The following is a 4,019-nucleotide window of genomic DNA, read 5'->3' as shown; positions in this document are numbered from 1 at the left end:
CATATAAAATGAAGATAAAACTACGTCGTATTGAAGTGTTTATGGCCGTGATCGAAAACGGCAGTTTTTCTGCTGCTGCTCATGCATTAGATGTTGCCCAATCTGCGGTCAGTATTACTATTAAAGAACTAGAAAAAGAATTGGGTACACAGCTTTTTATTCGCGCTAACCGCAAAGTTGAACTGACAGAAAGTGGTCGCCTCCTCAAGGAACGTGCAGCTCCTGTGATGAGTCTGTTGATGAATGTGAAGGATGAACTCAAGGATCTGGAAAATCTCTCTATAGGTCAATTACGTATTGCGGCTCCTGCGATGGTGACGCAATTTGCGCTCTCCCAAGTACTGCCGAAATTTATGGCGTTATATCCCAAAATTCATATTAAAGTTTATCAAGCTGGTGCCCTGGAAATTGAAGCTTTAGTGAAGAAAGAAGCTTTGGATTTAGGCTTGACCGTATATAAAGGCATAGAGCCTCAGGTTGAGACGGAATATCTGTGGGATTTAAAAAATGTAGCTTGTGTTTCAACCTCATTCCATCAACAACTTGTTCAAGCTGAAAGCATTTCCTGGGAAAAACTACTCACACAGCCCTTAGCGATCTATCCGACTGGATACCATCAACGGGATTTGCTTGAACGCCATTCAACCGCTTTAGGCATACCGTTGAATATTGTGTTGGAGTCAGAAAATCCGGCGCTTATTTTATCTGCTGTACGTTCAGGTTTGGCCATAACTACCTTACCTTTGGCTGCGCTTGAAAATGAGTCAGGTATTGTTCCACTGAAACTACCCCACCAGAAAGGTGATTCTTTAAAGGTCGGTGCATGTTGGTCATCTGACCGACCTCTCAGCAGTGCAGCAAAAACTTTACTGGAGTTCCTGAAAAGTTATTCCTCACCTTTCTAAAATGCTTAATTAATGCTCATTTGTAGCTGCTGATTTGGCTTGAACACGGGTCAGGAATTTTTCATGATCGATAATAAAACGCTCATGAGTTCCTTCACAAATCACATCTACTTCATCTCGGCAGATTACAGCAGAGGTTAATTTTTTCCCTTCAATATGCGTCAACGTCACTTCAGCAGTGACTTTCATGCCAACTGGAGTAGCCGCATTATGGCTGAGGTTGACATGTGTGCCGACCGTCCGTTGCTGAGGCTCAAGATAGGGATGCAGCGCTTCTACACAAGTCCATTCTACAAAACCCACCATATAGGCTGTGGCAAATACCGGTGGCATATCGGCAAAGCCAGTAAACTTCGTTGAGACTTGAGGAACTGTTAAGGATTCATCAACTATAATTTCTTGTGTATAGGTCAAGCCAGATGGGATATTGTTTGTCATATTTTTCCTTAAATTATGCAGCATTCACTTTTCCAGCCCGAATAGATAAAGGCCAGGTAATTTTTTTCTTGATAGCAGGATCTTTCCATTCAGCTAATAACGCTGTTCTAAATTGACAAACTGGATTAAAACCGAGGACTTTTTCAGCCTCTTTTACTGCAGACCAGGTATTAAAATAGCCCATTAATTCATCCAGATTCCAAAATGCCTGCATGTTGACCTCAGGAACCTCTACTTCGGGAAATGGAAAAGGCAAGTTTCGGTATCCGTCTTCAACATGCTTTCTTTCGGCAGGCCAATATGGACCAATGGTCTGATAATAGAATTGTTGAATAAGCGTATCGACAGAGCCTTCAACATGCAAAACACCATAAGTAATGAGGGCTAAAATCGCATTGGGCCGGGCAATACGCTGCACTTCCTGATAAAAACGATCCAGATCCAGCCAATGTGCAGCTTGTGCAACCGTAATCAGATCGACTGATTCATCTGGCAACCCGCTATCTTCAGCTAAAGCTGTTCGATAGATTACACCTTCCCATTTTTTGGCTTTTTCAATTTGAGCAGAACTTGCATCTGTTGCAACGACTTCATCAAATCTTTCTGCTAATAGCACTGAAAGCTGTCCTGTACCACAACCGCAATCTAGTACAAGATTTTGTGCTGGGCATAGATAGGCTAATTCATCTACCAAATCGATAGGATATACAGGACGGTAGGCTGCGTAGCCTTCAGAACCTTTAGAGAAATGATCCTTGAATTCTAAATCTTTCACGCTTTCATCCATTGTTTAATTTCATACCTATATGATAATCTAATATATATGATTTAACATATATATTTAATATATGGATTGTATGCGTTTTATATAGGGAATAGGCATGAGTACACAAGAGATTTATTCAACAGCATCACCATCCTATTCCCATCCTAAGACATTGATTTTCTGGGCATGCAGTTTAATTTTGGTCGCCTTTAATTTACGGACCATCTTTCCTAGTTTTGGTGCGTTAATGCCAGAAATTAGACAATCACTGAATCTCAGTTCGGGATTGGCCAGTTTAATCACCACATTACCTGTACTTTGTCTTGGTTTATTTGCACCTTTTGCACCGAAATTGGCACAAAAACTGGGAATTGAAAGAACAATATTTATCATCATGTTTGTTCTTACCATTGGTATTCTCTTACGAGGAACAGGAGAGCTTAGTGGTTTATTAATCGGTACGATTTTGGCCGGTGGCGCAATCGCGATTATTAATGTTTTACTACCTAGCCTGATTAAACGGGACTTTTCTCAATCTATTGGGCTAATGTCAGGTTTGTATGCGATGGCTCTATTAGGAGGTGCAGCTATTGCAGCAGGAACAACGCTCCCTTTACAGCAATTTTTTCATGGGGACTGGTCAAGCGCTTTAGCGATATGGGTAGTCCCTGCGATATTGGCTTGGCTTTTCTGGTTATTTCAATACCCACAACATAGCGTCCCCCTAAAAATCATTGCTCCTAAAATTCGTGGTCTGTGGCAATGCAAATTGGCATGGCAAGTCACGCTGTTTATGGTACTCCAATCAATGTACTCATTTACTGTATTTGGCTGGTTATCACCATTCCTCAGGGATCGGGGAATTGCTGTTTTTGATGCCAGCCTGATTGTATCGAGTTCTATCTTTTTACAAACTATCGCCTGTTTTCTGGCTCCGGTCATTGCTACCCGTCTTCCACATCAGTCATGGTTTAATGTCGTTGTGGTTTTACTGACTGTGATTGGCTTTATCGGCTGTTTGATGGCACCCTTACACACAATTTGGTTATGGGCGGTGATCCTGGGGCTGGGACAAGGGGCTTTAACCTCTATTGCGATGGCCATGATTGTTTTACGTTCAGAGAATACACATGTGGCAGCACAATTATCTAGTATGGTGCAAAGTGTCGGTTTTGGATTTGGTGCTTTTGGACCGTTGATGGTAGGACTGCTGTATCAGTCACCGGGCCATTTTATAAAGGTTGAAATCTTTTTAGCCTGCGTGGCACTTGCTTTAATTTATGTTGGTTTTAAGGCTGGGCAAGATCGGTATGTGTCTGTAGAAATAGTTTAGCATTCAGATCAATCTTAAAGATTTTCTAAAATTAACATAATACACGTTATACGAAATGCTCTAAATTATTTGTTTTAATTCAATAGTTTATTTCGTATTGAAAAGCCCAATCACACCCGATTGGGCTTTTTTTATGACTTTTCACGTTCCACGCTTAATAAGTAAGCAATGTTCCACACTTTTGTTTAGCTAAAAATAACAATAAAACCTTACTCATCTGTAAAAACTGCCCGAGCTAAACGGCCCAATAATCCCCTTTTTTTAGGTTCCGGTTCAACGTGTTCAGGAATAGGTATACGCTTGTTGTCTTCCCCAAAAGTAGTCAATGCGTCATAGTTCGACTCAATCTCTGGCCGAGGATCTGTTGCTATATTTAGATTAGTAGATTCATTTAGCTTACTAGTATTTTCTTGTTTTGGCTGTTCTAACGTGCCTTTAAACTCAATTCTATGAGTGAGATCTTCAATATGTTGCATCAAAGACTTTTCTCTTTGATTTGCTAAATCTAACTGATTTTTGAGTAAAGAAATTTGATCTTTTAATACATTTTCAATTTCAGACTGAACGTGTACCTGTA

The 4,019-nt window shown here is 40.5% G+C and carries 4 protein-coding genes and 1 pseudogene; 2 read left to right on the top strand and 3 right to left on the bottom strand.

Annotated elements, in window-relative coordinates:
- Positions 1-905: LysR family transcriptional regulator (locus tag FTV42_RS15225; protein WP_180039158.1), on the top strand; the 905-nt coding region annotated here is incomplete at its 5' end.
- Between the two features lie 9 nt (positions 906-914).
- Here FTV42_RS15225 and FTV42_RS15220 read toward each other — a convergent pair.
- Positions 915-1,343: a thioesterase family protein gene (locus FTV42_RS15220; RefSeq protein WP_179995727.1), complete on the bottom strand. Its 429-nt coding sequence runs from the start codon at positions 1,341-1,343 to the stop codon at positions 915-917.
- 13 nt (positions 1,344-1,356) lie between these two features.
- A complete protein-coding gene (locus FTV42_RS15215) occupies positions 1,357-2,118 on the bottom strand; it encodes a class I SAM-dependent methyltransferase (RefSeq protein ID WP_368856089.1) in 762 nt (253 codons plus the stop codon).
- 106 nt (positions 2,119-2,224) lie between these two features.
- Between FTV42_RS15215 and FTV42_RS15210 the strand changes: the two genes are divergently transcribed.
- Positions 2,225-3,442, top strand: a complete 1,218-nt coding sequence (locus tag FTV42_RS15210; RefSeq protein WP_179995725.1) for an MFS transporter — start codon at positions 2,225-2,227, stop codon at positions 3,440-3,442.
- A gap of 209 nt (positions 3,443-3,651) precedes the next feature.
- Here the strand turns inward: FTV42_RS15210 and FTV42_RS15205 are convergent.
- Positions 3,652-4,019 (bottom strand): annotated as a pseudogene (locus FTV42_RS15205) (hypothetical protein); the annotation flags it as partial.

The sequence above is a fragment of the Acinetobacter sp. YH16052 genome, from assembly GCF_013417155.1.
Lineage (GTDB): Bacteria > Pseudomonadota > Gammaproteobacteria > Pseudomonadales > Moraxellaceae > Acinetobacter.
This window is presented reverse-complemented; position numbering and strand designations above follow the sequence as displayed.

Coding starts and splice junctions, on each gene's coding strand:
- FTV42_RS15220 (WP_179995727.1), bottom strand. CDS start 1,343: ATGACAAACAATATCCCATCTGGCTTGACCTATACACAAGAAATTATA.
- FTV42_RS15210 (WP_179995725.1), top strand. CDS start 2,225: ATGAGTACACAAGAGATTTATTCAACAGCATCACCATCCTATTCCCAT.